Source organism: Enterobacter cloacae complex sp. 382A5, assembly GCF_050031095.1.
GTDB lineage: Bacteria > Pseudomonadota > Gammaproteobacteria > Enterobacterales > Enterobacteriaceae > Enterobacter > Enterobacter cloacae.
Genome location: NZ_JBLGVK010000001.1, coordinates 4,172,806 through 4,187,707, shown reverse-complemented (window position 1 = coordinate 4,187,707; position 14,902 = coordinate 4,172,806). Strand labels below are relative to the sequence as shown.

21 protein-coding genes are annotated in these 14,902 nt (G+C 54.1%); 9 read left to right on the top strand and 12 right to left on the bottom strand.

Annotated features, from left to right (window positions below; all coding sequences use genetic code 11):
• The first annotated feature begins 174 nt into the window (after positions 1–174).
• Both elbB and mtgA read left to right on the top strand, forming a co-directional pair.
• Positions 175–828, top strand: coding sequence for an isoprenoid biosynthesis glyoxalase ElbB (gene elbB / locus ACQG2G_RS19790; RefSeq protein ID WP_061771691.1), 654 nt, complete (start codon positions 175–177; stop codon positions 826–828).
• Positions 825–1,550, top strand: a complete 726-nt coding sequence (mtgA, locus tag ACQG2G_RS19785; protein WP_061771692.1) for a monofunctional biosynthetic peptidoglycan transglycosylase — start codon at positions 825–827, stop codon at positions 1,548–1,550. The genes elbB and mtgA overlap by 4 nt, the downstream gene beginning before the upstream one ends.
• Positions 1,551–1,589: 39 nt before the next feature.
• Here mtgA and npr read toward each other — a convergent pair whose 3' ends face one another.
• The 11 genes from npr to ACQG2G_RS19730 form a co-directional block, all read right to left on the bottom strand.
• Positions 1,590–1,862: a PTS phosphocarrier protein NPr gene (gene npr / locus ACQG2G_RS19780; protein ID WP_003861872.1), complete on the bottom strand. Its 273-nt coding sequence runs from the start codon at positions 1,860–1,862 to the stop codon at positions 1,590–1,592.
• Positions 1,859–2,713, bottom strand: a complete 855-nt coding sequence (gene rapZ / locus ACQG2G_RS19775; RefSeq protein ID WP_013098945.1) for an RNase adapter RapZ — start codon at positions 2,711–2,713, stop codon at positions 1,859–1,861. The genes npr and rapZ overlap by 4 nt, the downstream gene beginning before the upstream one ends.
• Before the next feature lie 45 nt (positions 2,714–2,758).
• On the bottom strand, positions 2,759–3,250 hold the full coding sequence (ptsN, locus tag ACQG2G_RS19770; protein WP_013098944.1) for a PTS IIA-like nitrogen regulatory protein PtsN: 492 nt from the start codon (positions 3,248–3,250) through the stop codon (positions 2,759–2,761).
• 82 nt (positions 3,251–3,332) lie between these two features.
• Positions 3,333–3,620, bottom strand: a complete 288-nt coding sequence (gene hpf / locus ACQG2G_RS19765; protein WP_013098943.1) for a ribosome hibernation promoting factor — start codon at positions 3,618–3,620, stop codon at positions 3,333–3,335.
• A gap of 22 nt (positions 3,621–3,642) precedes the next feature.
• Positions 3,643–5,076: an RNA polymerase factor sigma-54 gene (gene rpoN, locus ACQG2G_RS19760; protein ID WP_013098942.1), complete on the bottom strand. Its 1,434-nt coding sequence runs from the start codon at positions 5,074–5,076 to the stop codon at positions 3,643–3,645.
• Positions 5,077–5,123: 47 nt separating this feature from the next.
• Positions 5,124–5,849 (bottom strand): LPS export ABC transporter ATP-binding protein, encoded by a 726-nt coding sequence (gene lptB, locus ACQG2G_RS19755; RefSeq protein ID WP_013098941.1) that lies wholly within the window; start codon positions 5,847–5,849, stop codon positions 5,124–5,126.
• A 6-nt stretch (positions 5,850–5,855) separates the two neighbouring features.
• Positions 5,856–6,410, bottom strand: a complete 555-nt coding sequence (lptA, locus tag ACQG2G_RS19750; RefSeq protein WP_013098940.1) for a lipopolysaccharide ABC transporter substrate-binding protein LptA — start codon at positions 6,408–6,410, stop codon at positions 5,856–5,858.
• On the bottom strand, positions 6,379–6,954 hold the full coding sequence (gene lptC / locus ACQG2G_RS19745; RefSeq protein ID WP_013098939.1) for an LPS export ABC transporter periplasmic protein LptC: 576 nt from the start codon (positions 6,952–6,954) through the stop codon (positions 6,379–6,381). Before lptC ends, lptA begins: the two co-directional genes overlap by 32 nt.
• A complete protein-coding gene (gene kdsC / locus ACQG2G_RS19740; RefSeq protein ID WP_061773046.1) occupies positions 6,951–7,517 on the bottom strand; it encodes a 3-deoxy-manno-octulosonate-8-phosphatase KdsC in 567 nt (188 codons plus the stop codon). Before kdsC ends, lptC begins: the two co-directional genes overlap by 4 nt.
• A gap of 14 nt (positions 7,518–7,531) precedes the next feature.
• Complete coding sequence (gene kdsD, locus ACQG2G_RS19735) at positions 7,532–8,518, bottom strand: arabinose-5-phosphate isomerase KdsD (protein ID WP_014833452.1); 987 nt, start codon at positions 8,516–8,518, stop codon at positions 7,532–7,534.
• A 13-nt stretch (positions 8,519–8,531) separates the two neighbouring features.
• Complete coding sequence (locus ACQG2G_RS19730) at positions 8,532–9,509, bottom strand: calcium/sodium antiporter (protein ID WP_061771693.1); 978 nt, start codon at positions 9,507–9,509, stop codon at positions 8,532–8,534.
• A gap of 228 nt (positions 9,510–9,737) precedes the next feature.
• Between ACQG2G_RS19730 and mlaF the strand changes: the two genes are divergently transcribed.
• The 7 genes from mlaF to murA all read left to right on the top strand — a co-directional run bounded on the left by mlaF (position 9,738) and on the right by murA (position 14,531).
• The gene (mlaF, locus tag ACQG2G_RS19725) at positions 9,738–10,550 is read left to right on the top strand and encodes a phospholipid ABC transporter ATP-binding protein MlaF (protein ID WP_013098935.1); all 813 of its coding nucleotides are present in this window, start codon (positions 9,738–9,740) and stop codon (positions 10,548–10,550) included.
• 7 nt (positions 10,551–10,557) lie between these two features.
• A complete protein-coding gene (gene mlaE / locus ACQG2G_RS19720; protein WP_010436044.1) occupies positions 10,558–11,340 on the top strand; it encodes a lipid asymmetry maintenance ABC transporter permease subunit MlaE in 783 nt (260 codons plus the stop codon).
• 4 nt (positions 11,341–11,344) lie between these two features.
• Complete coding sequence (gene mlaD, locus ACQG2G_RS19715) at positions 11,345–11,893, top strand: outer membrane lipid asymmetry maintenance protein MlaD (RefSeq protein ID WP_013098934.1); 549 nt, start codon at positions 11,345–11,347, stop codon at positions 11,891–11,893.
• Between the two features lie 18 nt (positions 11,894–11,911).
• Positions 11,912–12,547, top strand: a complete 636-nt coding sequence (gene mlaC / locus ACQG2G_RS19710; RefSeq protein ID WP_061771694.1) for a phospholipid-binding protein MlaC — start codon at positions 11,912–11,914, stop codon at positions 12,545–12,547.
• On the top strand, positions 12,547–12,840 hold the full coding sequence (mlaB, locus tag ACQG2G_RS19705) for a lipid asymmetry maintenance protein MlaB (RefSeq protein ID WP_023622313.1): 294 nt from the start codon (positions 12,547–12,549) through the stop codon (positions 12,838–12,840). The genes mlaC and mlaB overlap by 1 nt, the downstream gene beginning before the upstream one ends.
• Positions 12,841–12,966: 126 nt before the next feature.
• On the top strand, positions 12,967–13,221 hold the full coding sequence (gene ibaG, locus ACQG2G_RS19700; RefSeq protein ID WP_008501458.1) for a BolA family iron metabolism protein IbaG: 255 nt from the start codon (positions 12,967–12,969) through the stop codon (positions 13,219–13,221).
• 50 nt (positions 13,222–13,271) lie between these two features.
• The gene (murA, locus tag ACQG2G_RS19695; RefSeq protein ID WP_013098931.1) at positions 13,272–14,531 is read left to right on the top strand and encodes a UDP-N-acetylglucosamine 1-carboxyvinyltransferase; all 1,260 of its coding nucleotides are present in this window, start codon (positions 13,272–13,274) and stop codon (positions 14,529–14,531) included.
• 63 nt (positions 14,532–14,594) lie between these two features.
• On the opposite strand, the gene sfsB is transcribed toward murA, so the two are convergent.
• A complete protein-coding gene (gene sfsB, locus ACQG2G_RS19690) occupies positions 14,595–14,882 on the bottom strand; it encodes a DNA-binding transcriptional regulator SfsB (protein ID WP_013098930.1) in 288 nt (95 codons plus the stop codon).
• Between the last annotated feature and the right edge of the window lie 20 nt (positions 14,883–14,902).

Sequence of the window (14,902 nt, the reverse complement as noted above, 5' to 3'; positions counted from 1 at the left end):
GCCTGATTTTTCGTGTTGTTTTCGCATGGGCGCCGCCTGAAAATTTAGGCCGCACGCAGATAAGATAGCAAATCTTAAATGGTTTGTTACATGAATCAGTGAAATGTGTGAAGCATAGCGTTTTAATCAAAATTAATTATGTGCTTCAGCAAGTTGCAAAGAAGGAACGTCAGGATGAAAAAGGTTGGTGTCGTACTGAGCGGATGCGGTGTTTACGATGGTTCAGAAATTCATGAAGCCGTCATTACGCTGCTGGCCCTGGCAAGACAGGGGGCGGAAGCGATCTGTTTCGCGCCAGACAAAAAACAGGCAGATGTGATTAATCATCTGACCGGAGAGGCCATGGCGGAAACCCGTAACGTACTGATTGAAGCGGCGCGTATTGCGCGTGGCGATGTCCACCCTCTTATTCAGGCGGATGCCGCTGAGCTCGATGCGTTAGTCGTGCCGGGCGGGTTTGGGGCGGCCAAAAATCTCAGTACCTTTGCTTCAGAAGGGGCGGCGTGTCAGATCGATCCCCATTTAAAAGCGCTGTCGCAAGCAATGCACGCGGCAGGTAAACCGCAGGGCTTTATCTGTATCGCGCCGGCAATGCTGCCTAAAATTTTTGATTTCCCGCTGCGGCTGACAATCGGCACCGATATTGATACCGCAGAAATCATCGAGGAGATGGGCGGCGAGCACGTACCTTGTCCGGTGGATGACATTGTGGTGGATGAAGACAACAAGGTCGTTACCACACCTGCCTGGATGCTGGCGCAGAATATTGCCGAGGCCGCTGCAGGCATCGAAAAACTGGTGGCCAGAGTGCTGGTGATGACTGAATGAGTCGTAAATTCGGCGCAGGCGCGTGGGTGAAACGCGCCCTGTTGCGCATCGTTCTCGTGCTCGCGGTATTCTGGGGCGGTGGACTCGCCTTATTCAGCATTATGCCGGTCCCGTTTTCGGCCGTGATGGTCGAGCGTCAGCTTGGGGCATGGCTCAGCGGTGATTTCAGCTATGTGGCCCACTCGGACTGGGTAAGTATGGATGAGATCTCACCTTTTATGGGGCTGGCGGTCATTGCGGCAGAGGATCAGAAATTCCCGGAACACTGGGGTTTTGACGTGGCGGCAATCGAGAAGGCGCTGGCGCACAATGAACGCCACGAAAACCGCGTCCGTGGGGCATCGACGTTATCGCAGCAAACCGCAAAGAATCTGTTCCTGTGGGACGGTCGCAGCTGGGTACGAAAAGGGCTGGAAGCGGGGTTGACGCTGGGGATGGAAACGGTCTGGAGCAAAAAACGCATTCTGACCGTCTATCTCAATATTGCTGAGTTTGGCGATGACGTGTTTGGTGTGGAGGCCGCCGCGCAGCGCTATTTCAATAAACCGGCCAGCCGACTGAGTATGTCCGAAGCGGCGCTCCTGGCTGCCGTCTTGCCTAATCCCATCCGCTTTAAGGCTAATGCCCCTTCAGGGTACGTGCGAAGCCGTCAGGCGTGGATCATGCGCCAGATGCGTCAGTTAGGCGGGGAAGGGTTTATGCAGCGTAATAAGCTGATGTAGGGCGGGTAAGCACAGCGCCACCCGCCAGCGGGGCTGAAATTAATCCTCGTCAAACCCGGCGTTAAACAGCGCAATCACCGCCGCCAGCGCTTCTTCTTCCTGTGGGCCGGTGGCTTCGACTTCAATCTGGCGACCTTTGGCGGAGTCCAGCATCAGCAGCGCAATGACGCTGTTTGCTTCCGCTTCGGTCCCTTCATCATTTCGCAGCAGAACTTCCGCATCGAAACCCTGCATCAGTTCGAACAGCTTCATCGCCGGGCGTGCGTGCATGCCCAGCTTATTGGTGATCTCAACGGTTTGTTTTACGGTCATGTTTTACGTTTTTCCAGCGTGCGATGACGGGACTGAACGTTCTTTCCGCGTGAACGGAAATAGTCGGCCAGCTGTTCGGCGATATAGACCGAACGATGTTTACCGCCGGTACAGCCAATCGCCACCGTCAGATAGCTACGATTGTTTGTCTCCAGCATAGGTAACCATAGCTCAAGGTAGCTTCGCGTCTGGTAGATAAAATTGTGAACTTCTGTGTGCCTGTCGAGGAACGCCGCGACGGGTTTATCCAGACCGGTCATTGGACGCAGTTTCGGATCCCAGTGCGGGTTTGGCAGGAAGCGCACGTCGAAAACATAATCCGCATCGATAGGAATGCCGTGCTTAAAGCCGAATGACTCAAACACCATTGTCAGTTCACGCTCGCGTTTGCCCAGTAAACGGGTACGTAGCATTTCTGCCAGCTCGTGAACGGACATTTCGGAGGTGTCGACAATCAAATCGGCACGTGAGCGCAGGGGCTCCAGCAGGTCGCTCTCTTCGTCGATTGCGCTCTCCAGAGAGAGGTTCTTGCTGGAAAGCGGGTGCAAACGACGGGTATCGCTGTAGCGACGGATCAGCGTGTTGCGGTCCGCATCAAGGAACAACAGCTGAGGTGAAAAGGTGTCCGGCAGGTTGCTCATCGCCTGTTCAAAGATTTCGGGCGATTCAGGCATGTTACGGACGTCGATGCTGACGGCGGCAGAGATTTGTCTGTCTGCAAGGGTGCGTGCCAGCTCGGGCAGCAGTACCACCGGCAGGTTATCTACGCAGTAAAAACCCATGTCTTCCAGCGCGCGCAGGGCGACGGATTTCCCCGACCCTGAACGGCCACTGACAATCATCAGCACCATGTTCCGTTTCTCCTCAGGACAACAGATGTGAAGGCCATCTCCTGGTTATGCCTCATCCTGACTGCCTTCTGCTTCAGTGATAATTTCATAAAGCTCTTCATCACTTTGCGCTGAGCGCAGTCGACGGCAGATGGTTTTATCGGCCAGGCGTTTAGCGACCAGTGAAAGCGTATGCAGATGGGTTTTCGTCTGATCGGCAGGAACCAGCAGCGCGAAGAGGAGATCAACGGGCTGGTTATCGATGGCATCAAAGGCAATAGGCGTTTCCAGTTGCACAAACACACCGACGGCACGCAGGGTGTCCTCTTCCAGTTTGCCATGCGGGATCGCAATGCCGTTACCGATACCGGTACTGCCCATTTTTTCACGGGTCAGGATGGCTTCGAATACGACCTGCGGTGGCAGGCCCAGCTGTTTTGCGGCCAGTTCACTGATAATCTCCAGCGCACGTTTTTTGCTCTGGCAGTGAACGCCACTGCGGGTACATTCCTGGTTAAGGACATTGCTCAATTGAAGAGCGGAATCGTTGTTCATCATAATTTCACCTAAGCGCTAACTGTACAAATGGCCTGTTGTGCTCCACAACAGGCCTTCCTGCACCCGTTAACTGCCCGGACAATTAGTGTTGTTTCAGTTTATCTTTATGTTTATTGAGCTGTCTTGCAAGCTTATCAATCAAGCCATCGATAGCAGCGTACATGTCTTGCCCTTCCGCACTGGCGTGGAGTTCGCCCCCATTGACATGCAGGGTTGCATCCGAGATATGAGTCACTTTCTCCACTTTCAACACAATATAGACCTGATTGATCCTTTCGAAATACTGCTCGAGTTTTGCGAATTTCGTGTTCACAAAGTCGCGTAAAGCTTCAGTAATTTCGACGTTTTGTCCAGTGATGTTGAGCTGCATAGTGTCTTCCTTATCGGTTGTGTCAGACCAGCTGTTTACGCTGGTTAGACGGCGGAATGGATAAAGACTCTCGATACTTCGCAACAGTACGACGTGCCACCATAATACCCTGGTCGGACAGCATGGTGGTTAACTTACTGTCGCTCAGTGGCTTCGCGGGGTTCTCCGCGGCGATCAACTTCTTCACCAGTGCACGAATCGCCGTTGACGAGGCTTCGCCACCGCCTTCGGTATTCACATGGCTGGAGAAGAAATACTTAAGCTCAAATATACCGCGAGGACTGTGCAGATACTTCTGCGTGGTCACGCGGGAAATCGTTGATTCATGCATCTCGACGGCCTGGGCGATATCCGCCAGCACCATCGGTTTCATATACTCTTCGCCCTGCTCAAAGAAAGCCTGCTGTTGTTCGACGATACAGCGGCTCACACGCAACAGCGTATCATTGCGGCTCTCCAGGCTTTTGATTAACCAACGCGCTTCCTGCAGATTGCTACGAATATACTGGTTGTCGGCGTCGTTACGCGCGCTGGTGCACATGGAGGCATATTGCTGATTGATTTGCAGGCGAGGAATGCTGTCTGAATTGAGTTCTACGACCCAGCGGCCGTTGTGTTTTCTGACCAGCACGTCAGGTATGACGTATTCAGGCTCACTGGTCTGGATCGACTGGCCGGGGCGAGGATCGAGCGACTGAATCAGGTTAACCGCCTCTTTCAGCACCTCTTCTTTCAGACGCGTAACGCGCATCAGGGTACGGAAATCATGGTTAGCCAGCAGATCCAGATGATCGCTGATGATTAAGCGGGCTTCATCGATCCAGGGCGTCTCTTTGCTGAACTGCGAAAGCTGGATCAGCAGACAGTCGCGCAGGTCTTTCGCTGCTACGCCCACCGGGTCGAAACGCTGAATGCGCTTCAGAACGGCTTCTATTTCTTCAAGTTCAATCTCGTCATCGCCCATGCTTTCCAGAATATCGTCCAGCGTGACGGTCAGATAGCCGGTGTCGTCAACGGCATCGACGATGGAGGTGGCAATCGCGCGATCGGTATCGGAGAAAGGGGTCAGCTCCACCTGCCACATCAGGTAATCCTGTAGTGACTGGGTGGTTTCACCCTGATAGACCGGTAGCTCATCGTCCTGGTAGTCTGCACGCGTGCCGGAAGGGGTTCCGGCGGTGTAGATTTCATCCCAGCTGGCATCCAGCGGAAGCTCGTCCGGCATCTCTTTTTGTTCGAGTGCATCGGCGGTATCGAGGGCTTCCGTGTCCTGTGATTGCTGAGTGTCTACCTCGTCATGAAGATCGGCTTGCTCCAGCAGCGGATTGCTGTCCAGCGCTTGCTGGAGCTCCTGCTGGAGTTCTAATGTGGACAGTTGCAACAGGCGAATCGCCTGCTGTAACTGCGGCGTCATCGCCAGTTGTTGGCTGAGCCTTAATTGCAAACCTTGCTTCATGTTCAGAGCATTTTTCTCCGGTTCGGCGTTACTTTACCTCTACCCTATCAGAGTCTGAAGTCTTCCCCAAGATAGACGCGCTTAACATGATCATCTTCGAGGATCTGCTGTGGCGTACCGTGGGCGATCAGGTTGCCCTGGCTCACGATATACGCACGTTCACATACGGCCAGTGTTTCACGGACGTTGTGGTCGGTAATCAACACGCCAAGACCGCTGTCGCGCAGATGCTCAATAATACGTTTAATGTCGATAACGGAGATGGGGTCAACGCCTGCAAATGGTTCATCCAGCAGGATGAACTTCGGGTTTGCTGCCAACGCGCGTGCAATTTCAACACGGCGGCGTTCCCCCCCGGACAGCGCCTGACCAAGGCTATCGCGCAGGTGCTCAATGTGAAACTCTTCCATCAGCTCGTTGGCGCGATCCTGACGCTGTTCGCTGGTCAGGTCGTCACGAATTTGCAGAACGGCCATCAGGTTATCGAAGACGCTCAGGCGACGGAAAATAGAGGCTTCCTGCGGCAGGTAGCCAATACCACGGCGCGCGCGCGCGTGCAGTGGCAGAAGGCTGATGTCTTCATCATCAATGATGATGTTACCGGCATCGCGTGGGACAATACCCACGACCATGTAGAAGGTCGTGGTTTTACCTGCACCGTTTGGACCAAGCAGGCCTACAATTTCGCCGGAGTTGACGGTCAGACTGACATCTTCCACGACACGGCGGCCCTTATAGGCCTTCGCGAGATTTTTTGCAGTTAATGTTGCCATAACGAATTAGTTACTCTTCTTCTGTGCCGGGGCCTGGCCCTTGCCTTTGTCCTGCAGCTGAGACGGCACTAACACGGTGGTGACGCGTTTGCCTTTCTCGCTGGAGGCCTGCATTTTTTGCTCTTTCACCAGATAGGTGATCTTATCGCCGGTGATATTGCTATCGAGCTGTTCCAGATAGGCGTTACCGGTAAGGATGACCAGATCTTTCGCCAGTTCATAATGCATGTGGCTGGCATGGCCCTTCACTGGCTTGCCGTTGTCCTGCATCTGGTAGAACGTGGCCGGGTTGCCGTAGCCATCAATGATCTCTTTGCCCTGTTCGCCACCTGGACGGGTAACGACCACCTTATCGGCATTAATCTTGATGGTGCCCTGGGTCATGACCACGTTGCCGGTAAAGGTAACGACATTACCCTGCATATCAAGAGACTGCGTATCGGACTCGATATGGATCGGCTGTTCGGTATCGCCAGTAACAGCAAGCGCGGGAAGACTGGCCGCCAGCATCGCGCTGGCGATAATTACTTTAAGGCTGAGTTTGTTTGTTTTGAATTTCATAGGAGGTTCTAACCTTTTCAATCAGCTCGGCGTTTTTGCTGCGTAAGTTCCCGCGCATTCTTAAACCGCTGGAATTAAATGTTGTGCCGTACAGAGTGACCAGATCCTGCGACGTCACATCCTGAGTAACCAGGTTGATCTGGGCATTATCTGTCGTAATTTTGCGCAGTTGTGAGTCAGCGGTCAGGGCGTTGACTTCAACATGGCCATAAAGATAAAGCATACGGTCATTCGTCAGTTTTGCCCGGTCAGACTTAATCGACCACGTCGGCACTTTGTCCTTATCAAACGTCGTCATGACCGGCTGGGTAAACCACGAAATACCGTCATCTGAAAAATATTCAACGTGCTGGGCAATCAGGCGATAGTTCAGCGCACCTTCCGGGCTATAGACTACGGTATCACTGTGATCGCTTTTATAGGTTGGATCGTTATTGTTGATCACTTCCGTTTGCGTATCGTCACGATCGGCAAGGTTCACGCCAATCAGTATCAGTGCGACAAGCGAAAGCAGAATGATAACCCAACGTCTGGTTTTACTCATATCGATTGCCCTTTGGCCTCATCAAGCTTGCCCTGCGCCAGCAGAAGCAGATCGCAGACTTCACGTACGGCACCACGGCCACCGTTGATGTGGGTAACATAATCAGCCCGCGGGATCAGCAGCGGATGCGCATCCGCAACCGCGACACTGAGGCCAATCTCGGCCATAACCGGCCAGTCGATCAGGTCGTCCCCGACATAGGCCACCTGTTCTGGCGCGATTGACAGTTTACCCAGTAAATCGTTGAAAGCCGCCATCTTATCGGATTGCCCCTGATACAGATGGGTAATGCCCAACGTTTCACAGCGATCTTCTACCAGTTTAGCTTTTCGCCCGGTGATGATGGCAACCTCGATATCCGATGTGAGCGCACAACGAATACCGTAGCCATCGCGAACGTTGAACGCTTTCAGCTCTTCACCATTATTGCCCATGTAAATCAGGCCATCGGACAGTACGCCGTCCACATCCAGAATCAGCAGGCGAATATTTTCTGCCTTTACCATCACGTGGGCACTGACCGGACCATAACAGGTTGCAAGGGATGCACCCGCATTACTCATTGTCTTATCCTTCATTACACTACGCCTGCGCGCAGCAGATCATGCATATGTACCACACCCAGCAATTGGTCGCCATCGGCAACCATCACTGAGGTGATATGTCGGGACTGCATCAGGTTCAGTACATCCACCGCCAGCGTGCCCGGGCGAACGCGAATCCCGCCGGGCGTCATCACATCGGCAATACCCAGCGTGCGAACATCCACGCCCATGTCGAACACGCGACGCAGGTCACCGTCGGTGAAAATCCCTTCGATCTTCATCAGATCGTCACACACCACCGTCATGCCCAGGTTTTTACGGGTGATTTCCAGCAGCGCATCACGCAGGGAGGCCTCTTTACTGACGTGAGGGATTTCATCGCCAGTATGCATAATATCGTTAACCCGCAGCAGCAGTTTCCGACCCAGCGCACCGCCAGGATGGGAAAGCGCGAAATCTTCAGGGGTAAAACCGCGGGCTTCAAGGAGCGCAACGGCAAGCGCGTCGCCCATCACCAGCGCCGCGGTGGTGCTGGATGTTGGCGCGAGACCCAGTGGGCAGGCCTCTTTCGGCACTTTCACGCACAGGTGAATATCCGCCGCACGTGCCATGCTGCTTTCCGGGCGGCTGGTCATGCAAATGAGCGGGACCTGCAGCCGCTTCAGAACCGGTATCAGTGCCAGGATCTCGTTGGACTCCCCGGAGTTTGACAGCGCAATGACGACATCCTGCGGCGTCACCATGCCCAGATCGCCGTGTGCCGCTTCTCCTGGATGTACAAAGAAGGAGGAGGTGCCGGTGCTGGCGAAAGTGGCGGCCATTTTGCGTCCAATGTGGCCGGACTTGCCCATCCCCATTACCACGACTTTACCGGCACAGTAGAACATCTTCTCACAGGCCAGACTAAAATCCTGATTAATGTACTGATCTAACTGCGCCAGACCTTCACGTTCAATCTCCAGAACGTCTTTGCCTGCTTTCTGAAAGTCAAAACCCGGCTGCAATTCTATTTGCGACATAATGCGTTTCCGTTTACCCAGAGAGAAGAGGCGAAAGCCAGTACAGCATCGCCATCCATACAATAAATCCACCCGTCAGCAGCGCGCCTGCGCCTTTGCCGATCTGTCGTTGCCGCCGCCAGCAGAGCAGTGCAAAGATAACGCTCACCAGCAACATCACCCCGTAATCACGTGAGAAGACCAGCGGGTTAAACGGCCCTGGCGTTATCAGGGCTGGCAGGCCCATGACGATGGCAATATTGAAGATGTTCGAGCCGATAATATTGCCGATGGCGATGTCATCTTCACCTTTACGTGCCCCGGCAATGGCCGTGGCCAGCTCCGGCAGGCTGGTGCCGATGGCGATCACGGTCAGGCCAATGGTCAGTTCGCTCATGGCGAAATAATTCGCCAGTACCGTCGCGTTATCCACGACCATCCGTGTTGCCATGGGCATAATGATCAACGCGACACCCAGCCAGAGCAGTGCAACTGGCAGCGTACCTTCACGCGGTAGCTCGGCGACCTGCTCACGCGTCAGGCTGTCCTGACCCTGTTTTTCCGCCAGGCGGGCAATGTTAACACTATAGAGCAGCCAGATGACCGCCAGCGCCAGCAAGAAAATGCCGTCACTGTAGCTCAGAACGCCATCGTAAAATACGCATCCTGCCAACAGGCTTACGATCAACATTAGCGGCAATTCCCGGCGCAGAACATCAGAATGCACGCGAAATGGATGGAGCAACGCGGCCAGGCCCAGAATAAGCAGAATATTGACGATGTTAGAGCCAATCGCGGTGCCAACAGCAAGGTCTATCTGACCATGCAGCGATGCCGTCACAGAGACGATGATTTCAGGCAGGGAGGTTCCAACACTGACCACGGTCATCCCGATGACAACAGGGGGGACGCCAGTGAGGCGGCACAGGATCGATGCAGCAAACACCAAACGGTCAGCACTGTAGACCACCAAAAGTAAACCAATTATTAACAGTGCTGTTGCTAAAAGCATCAAAAGTCCTTTCTTCAGGTATACTCGCCGGTCCACCGCGCGGGAATTGTTAGCGCTGCATACAGCCTAAGACGTAACGAATTCCTAATTTTGACTTTATGCGCCGGAAAAGTAAAACAAATGCCAGCTTTCGCTAACCTCTACGGCTAATATTCTGTAAAAATGTGGGGTTTAGGGCTGATTTAAGCTTCACGCTTCGCATGAAGCAGGGTAAGAAAGGAACCGTAAATGAGCCAAACGATGGCGAATTTAGTCGATGTCCGTGGGGTGAGCTTTTCTCGCGGCAACAGATTGATATTTGATGATATTTCGTTGACCGTGCCGCATGGCAAAATCACAGCCATCATGGGACCGTCCGGGATCGGTAAAACGACCCTGCTGCGACTTATCGGTGGGCAGATCCCACCCGATAGCGGTGAAATCCTCTTCGATGGCGAAAACGTACCGGAGATGTCGCGGTCGCGCCTGTATACTGTGCGCAAGCGGATGAGCATGCTCTTTCAGTCGGGAGCCTTGTTCACCGACATGAACGTCTTTGATAATGTCGCCTATCCGCTGCGCGAGCATACGCAGCTTCCGCCAGAGCTGCTGAAAAGCACGGTAATGATGAAGCTGGAGGCGGTAGGGCTGCGTGGCGCCGCAAAGCTGATGCCGTCAGAGCTGTCTGGTGGCATGGCGCGCCGTGCCGCGCTGGCGAGAGCCATTGCGCTGGAACCCGATTTAATCATGTTCGACGAACCGTTTGTCGGACAGGATCCAATTACGATGGGCGTGCTGGTGAAGCTCATCTCTGAATTGAACAGCGCGCTCGGCGTCACCTGCATTGTGGTGTCTCACGATGTGCCGGAAGTGTTGAGTATTGCCGACTATGCCTACATTGTGGCAGACAAAAGGATCGTCGCGCACGGCAGCGCCCAGGCGTTGCAGGAAAACTGCGATCCGCGAGTACGGCAGTTCCTCGACGGTATTGCGGATGGGCCTGTGCCGTTCCGCTACCCTGCGGGCGACTATCGTGACGATTTATTGGGAATAGGGAGTTAAGCCACTCATGCTGTTAAATGCGTTGGCCGCTCTTGGACACCGTGGCATAAAAACCATCAGGACGTTCGGGCGCGCCGGATTGATGTTGTTCAACGCGCTGGTCGGCAAGCCGGAGTTCCGCAAGCACGCGCCTTTACTGGTACGGCAACTCTATAACGTCGGCGTGCTGTCGATGCTCATCATCATTGTGTCCGGTCTGTTTATCGGCATGGTGCTGGGGCTGCAGGGCTACCTTGTGCTGACGACCTACAGCGCGGAAACCAGCCTCGGCATGCTGGTGGCGCTTTCGCTGCTGCGTGAACTGGGGCCGGTGGTGGCGGCACTGCTGTTTGCCGGACGCGCGGGGTCGGCACTCACCGCAGAGATTGGTCTGATGCGTGCTACCGAGCAGCTTTCCAGTATGGAAATGATGGCGGTCGATCCGTTGCGGCGTGTTATCTCCCCCCGTTTCTGGGCAGGGGTTATCTCCTTACCGTTGCTGACTATCCTGTTTGTGGCCGTCGGTATCTGGGGCGGTTCGCTGGTGGGCGTTCACTGGAAAGGGATTGATGCCGGTTTCTTCTGGTCTGCCATGCAGGACGCCATCGATCTGCGAATGGATCTGGTTAACTGTTTGATTAAAAGCGTGGTATTTGCCATTACGGTCACCTGGATTGCGTTATTTAATGGTTACGATGCCATCCCGACGTCGGCGGGCATTAGCCGTGCAACTACACGTACTGTCGTACATTCGTCGCTGGCCGTACTGGGTCTGGATTTTGTGCTCACCGCACTGATGTTTGGGAATTGAGTTCATGCAAACGAGAAAAAATGAAATTTGGGTCGGCGTGTTCCTGTTGCTGGCACTGCTTGCCGCACTGTTTATCTGCCTGAGAGCGGCGGATATCACCTCAGTGCGTACCGAACCGACTTATCGCATCTATGCCACTTTCGACAATATCGGAGGGCTGAAGGCGCGCTCTCCTGTGCGTATTGGCGGTGTGGTTATTGGCCGTGTGGCTGACATTACGCTTGATGAAAAAACCTATCTGCCGCGCGTGGCGATGGATATTGAAGAGCGTTACAACCATATCCCGGATACCAGCTCGCTTTCTATCCGCACCTCCGGCCTGCTGGGCGAACAATATCTGGCACTGAACGTTGGCTTTGAAGATCCTGAGCTTGGAACGACTATCCTTAAAGACGGTAGCGTGATCCAGGATACCAAGTCCGCGATGGTGCTGGAGGACATGATTGGTCAGTTCCTTTACAACAGTAAGGGAGATGATAAAAAGTCCGATGCTGCCCCTGCGCAGACTGAAGATCATACCAACGTCGCACCGACACCTGGCACGACGAATTAATATCAGGAGAAGTCATTCATGTTTAAACGACTGTTAATGGTTGCCATGCTGGTTATTGCCCCTCTCACGGCAGCACACGCCGCGGATCAGAGCAACCCGTACAAACTGATGGACGAAGCCGCGAAGAAAACCTTCGATCGTCTTAAAAACGAACAGACTAAAATTCGTTCTAATCCTGATTATCTGCGTGACGTGGTCGATCAGGAGCTGCTGCCGTATGTGCAGATCAAATATGCCGGTGCGCTGGTGCTGGGGCGTTATTACAAAGACGCTACCCCTGCGCAGCGTGAAGCCTACTTTGCTGCCTTCCGTGAATACCTGAAACAGGCTTACGGCCAGGCGCTGGCGATGTACCACGGCCAGACCTACCAGATTGCACCGGAACAGCCGCTGGGTGATGCCACCATTGTGCCTATTCGCGTCACGATCATCGATCCTAACGGTCGTCCACCGGTTCGCCTGGATTTCCAGTGGCGTAAAAACAGCCAGACCGGCAACTGGCAGGCGTATGACATGATCGCCGAAGGGGTGAGCATGATCACGACTAAACAGAATGAGTGGAGCGACCTGCTGCGTACTAAAGGCATTGATGGCCTGACCGCCCAGCTGCAGTCTATCTCTCGCCAGAAAATCACCCTGGATGAGAAGAAGTAATGTCGCAGCAACTGAGCTGGTCGCGTGAGGGCGAAACATTAAAGCTGTCCGGTGAACTCGATCAGGATCTGCTCAACCCGTTATGGGATAAACGCCATGACGCCATGCAGGGCGTTACGCTGATCGATTTGAGCGGTGTCACGCGGGTAGATACGGCTGGGGTGGCGCTGCTTGCCCACCTCATTGCCGTGGGGAAAAAGCAGGGGGCAACCGTAATGCTTCACGGGGCCAGCGATAATGTCGTCACCCTGGCGCAGCTCTACAATCTTCCTCAGGACGTACTGCCGCATTAATATTTTCAGTGCGTTACTTCTGAAAGCCCTGACAGTTTCATCGTCGGGGCTTTTTGCTTGTTTAAGACGACGCCACTTTGCTCTAAGATGTTGGGCTTGTTTTCACTATCAGATGATTAAGAACCCATGGAAAATCATGAAATCCAGACAGTGCTGATGAATGCACTCTCCCTTCAGGAAGCCCACGTCACAGGCGATGGCAGTCACTTCCAGGTTATTGCTGTGGGTGAGATGTTCGACGGTATGAGCCGTGTGAAGAAACAGCAGGCTGTGTACGCGCCGCTGATGGAATATATTGCGGATAACCGCATCCACGCCCTGTCGATTAAAGCGTTCACCCCGCAAGAGTGGGCACGCGATCGCAAACTAAACGGTTTTTGAGCTGAGGGCGATGCGCCCGCAGCACGGTTGAATTTATAAGAGAGCACACCATGGATAAATTTCGTGTACAGGGGCCGACGCGCCTCCAGGGCGAAGTCACAATTTCTGGCGCGAAAAACGCCGCGCTGCCGATCCTCTTTGCTGCGCTGCTCGCGGAAGAGCCGGTAGAAATTCAGAACGTACCGAAGCTGAAAGATATCGACACCACCATGAAGCTGCTCACCCAGTTGGGGACGAAAGTCGAGCGTAATGGCTCCGTCTGGATCGATGCCAGCAACGTGAACAACTTCTCAGCACCGTACGACCTGGTGAAAACCATGCGTGCATCCATCTGGGCGCTTGGCCCGCTGGTAGCGCGTTTTGGTCAGGGACAGGTGTCACTGCCTGGTGGTTGCGCCATTGGCGCGCGTCCTGTTGACCTGCATATCTTCGGTCTGGAGAAGCTGGGCGCGGAGATCAAACTGGAAGAAGGTTACGTTAAAGCGTCCGTTAATGGCCGCCTGAAAGGCGCGCACATTGTCATGGACAAAGTGAGCGTTGGCGCAACCGTCACCATTATGTCCGCGGCAACGCTGGCAGAAGGTACCACCATTATCGAAAACGCCGCGCGCGAGCCGGAAATTGTGGATACTGCCAACTTCCTCGTGGCGCTGGGTGCAAAAATCTCTGGCCAGGGTACCGATCGCATCACCATTGAAGGCGTTGAGCGTCTGGGGGGCGGTGTGTATCGCGTTCTGCCAGACCGTATTGAAACCGGGACTTTCCTGGTGGCTGCGGCCATTTCTGGCGGCAAGATTGTTTGCCGTAATGCGCAGCCTGACACCCTGGATGCGGTGCTGGCGAAGCTGCGTGAAGCGGGTGCGGATATCGAAACCGGTGAAGACTGGATCAGCCTTGATATGCACGGTAAACGTCCAAAAGCGGTAACCGTTCGCACGGCGCCGCATCCGGCATTCCCGACCGATATGCAGGCTCAGTTCACGCTGCTGAACCTGGTGGCGGAAGGTACCGGTGTGATCACCGAGACTATCTTCGAGAATCGCTTCATGCACGTACCGGAGCTGATCCGTATGGGCGCACATGCAGAGATCGAAAGTAACACAGTGATTTGCCACGGTGTTGAGAAGCTCTCCGGTGCGCAGGTTATGGCAACCGATCTGCGTGCGTCTGCGAGCCTGGTATTAGCGGGTTGTATCGCGGAAGGAACGACGGTTGTGGATCGTATCTACCACATCGATCGTGGTTACGAGCGTATTGAAGACAAACTGCGCGCGCTGGGTGCCAATATCGAGCGTGTGAAGGGCGAGTAATCGTTCCGGCAGCCCCCTGCCAGAGATGGCCGGGGGGTTGCTGTTCCTGTCAAAAAAAGCGCGTCAGGCCGGTTGCTCTTTCCTGGTTTTTTTCTGGCGAATCATGCGTGTTCTGTCAATAAACTCATGGGTAATGGGATCGTGGTAACGCGAGGGCCAAATGACCCACGGGTGCGTCTCCAGCGCCGATGCAATAATCAATTCACCCTTTGGCCAGGGGCGAGTCAGGGCATTTGCCAGCGTTGATGAGCTCAATCCATTGCGACGTGATTCAGCGGCGAGCGATGTTCCTTTTTTGCGCAGCGCAGCAATAATATCTGCTGAGTGCCAGTCGATAAATTTCATATCCATAAAGCTGTCCTTGTGTTCGT

Excerpts from the sequence above, each read along its gene's own strand:
- kdsC (WP_061773046.1), bottom strand. The coding sequence starts at position 7,517 with ATGAGTAATGCGGGTGCATCCCTTGCAACCTGTTATGGTCCGGTCAGT.
- sfsB (WP_013098930.1), bottom strand. The coding sequence starts at position 14,882 with ATGGATATGAAATTTATCGACTGGCACTCAGCAGATATTATTGCTGCG.
- elbB (WP_061771691.1), top strand. The coding sequence starts at position 175 with ATGAAAAAGGTTGGTGTCGTACTGAGCGGATGCGGTGTTTACGATGGT.
- ACQG2G_RS19730 (WP_061771693.1), bottom strand. The coding sequence starts at position 9,509 with ATGCTTTTAGCAACAGCACTGTTAATAATTGGTTTACTTTTGGTGGTC.
- kdsD (WP_014833452.1), bottom strand. The coding sequence starts at position 8,518 with ATGTCGCAAATAGAATTGCAGCCGGGTTTTGACTTTCAGAAAGCAGGC.
- mlaD (WP_013098934.1), top strand. The coding sequence starts at position 11,345 with ATGCAAACGAGAAAAAATGAAATTTGGGTCGGCGTGTTCCTGTTGCTG.
- mtgA (WP_061771692.1), top strand. The coding sequence starts at position 825 with ATGAGTCGTAAATTCGGCGCAGGCGCGTGGGTGAAACGCGCCCTGTTG.
- lptA (WP_013098940.1), bottom strand. The coding sequence starts at position 6,410 with ATGAAATTCAAAACAAACAAACTCAGCCTTAAAGTAATTATCGCCAGC.
- npr (WP_003861872.1), bottom strand. The coding sequence starts at position 1,862 with ATGACCGTAAAACAAACCGTTGAGATCACCAATAAGCTGGGCATGCAC.
- murA (WP_013098931.1), top strand. The coding sequence starts at position 13,272 with ATGGATAAATTTCGTGTACAGGGGCCGACGCGCCTCCAGGGCGAAGTC.
- ptsN (WP_013098944.1), bottom strand. The coding sequence starts at position 3,250 with ATGATGAACAACGATTCCGCTCTTCAATTGAGCAATGTCCTTAACCAG.
- hpf (WP_013098943.1), bottom strand. The coding sequence starts at position 3,620 with ATGCAGCTCAACATCACTGGACAAAACGTCGAAATTACTGAAGCTTTA.
- rapZ (WP_013098945.1), bottom strand. The coding sequence starts at position 2,713 with ATGGTGCTGATGATTGTCAGTGGCCGTTCAGGGTCGGGGAAATCCGTC.
- lptB (WP_013098941.1), bottom strand. The coding sequence starts at position 5,849 with ATGGCAACATTAACTGCAAAAAATCTCGCGAAGGCCTATAAGGGCCGC.
- mlaF (WP_013098935.1), top strand. The coding sequence starts at position 9,738 with ATGAGCCAAACGATGGCGAATTTAGTCGATGTCCGTGGGGTGAGCTTT.
- mlaC (WP_061771694.1), top strand. The coding sequence starts at position 11,912 with ATGTTTAAACGACTGTTAATGGTTGCCATGCTGGTTATTGCCCCTCTC.
- mlaB (WP_023622313.1), top strand. The coding sequence starts at position 12,547 with ATGTCGCAGCAACTGAGCTGGTCGCGTGAGGGCGAAACATTAAAGCTG.
- mlaE (WP_010436044.1), top strand. The coding sequence starts at position 10,558 with ATGCTGTTAAATGCGTTGGCCGCTCTTGGACACCGTGGCATAAAAACC.
- ibaG (WP_008501458.1), top strand. The coding sequence starts at position 12,967 with ATGGAAAATCATGAAATCCAGACAGTGCTGATGAATGCACTCTCCCTT.
- lptC (WP_013098939.1), bottom strand. The coding sequence starts at position 6,954 with ATGAGTAAAACCAGACGTTGGGTTATCATTCTGCTTTCGCTTGTCGCA.
- rpoN (WP_013098942.1), bottom strand. The coding sequence starts at position 5,076 with ATGAAGCAAGGTTTGCAATTAAGGCTCAGCCAACAACTGGCGATGACG.